Source organism: Pseudomonas sp. NBRC 111130 (genome assembly GCF_001320485.1).
In the GTDB taxonomy this organism is placed as follows: Bacteria; Pseudomonadota; Gammaproteobacteria; order Pseudomonadales; family Pseudomonadaceae; genus Aquipseudomonas; species Aquipseudomonas vlassakiae.
Genome location: NZ_BCBG01000118.1, coordinates 1 through 734 on the forward strand (window position 1 = coordinate 1; position 734 = coordinate 734).

1 protein-coding gene is annotated in these 734 nt (G+C 59.9%); it reads left to right on the top strand.

All coding sequences use genetic code 11. The features are described 5' to 3' along the window. Positions 1–27: 27 nt before the first annotated feature. Positions 28–734: IS5 family transposase (locus tag APH33_RS27070; RefSeq protein WP_371263277.1), on the top strand; the 707-nt coding region annotated here is incomplete at its 3' end.

Genomic DNA, 734 nt, shown 5'->3' on the forward strand with positions numbered 1-734 from the left:
GGCCGGCCCCGACTGAGCGACCGGCTGATGCTCGATGGCGTGCTGTGGGTGCTCTGCTCAGGTGCTGCATGGCGAGATATGCCAGAGCGCTTCGGCCCATGGTCAACGGTGTATCAGCGGTTTCGGGGCTGGCGAAACCAAGGGACTTTCGAGCAGATGCTCAAACGTCTGCACCTGCGATTGAATGAGCAGGGCTTGATCGATCTGCAAACCTGGATGATCGACTCAACCGCAGTACGCGCAACCCCGAGCCTCATCTGGCGCCGGGAAAAAAGGGGGCCTGACGAGCCTGCCGATCATGCTCTAGGCCGCAGTCGCGGTGGCCTGACAACCAAAATCCACATGCTATGCGACGCCAACGGAACACCGCTGCGTTTTCTCCTCTCTGGCGGTCAAGCCAGTGACATCAGCTACGCACAACCACTGTTGGACGAGGTCAGCATTCCATCGAGCCAACGTGGCCGCCCGCGCAAGCGCTGCAAATGGCTGCTTGCCGACAAGGGCTACGACGCAGAAGCGCTACGCCGCTACTGCGACCAATATCGAATGCAACCCGTCATCCCGCTGCGCTCGATGAAGCGCAAGCCCAAGCCTGGCTTACCAAGACTGTTTGACCGGCCCAAATACCGACAGCGCAACATCATCGAGCGCATGTTCGGCTGGCTGAAAGAGAACCGCCGGATCGTGACCCGCTTCGACAAGCTCGCGAAAAGTTATGCCGCCATGGTCTCACT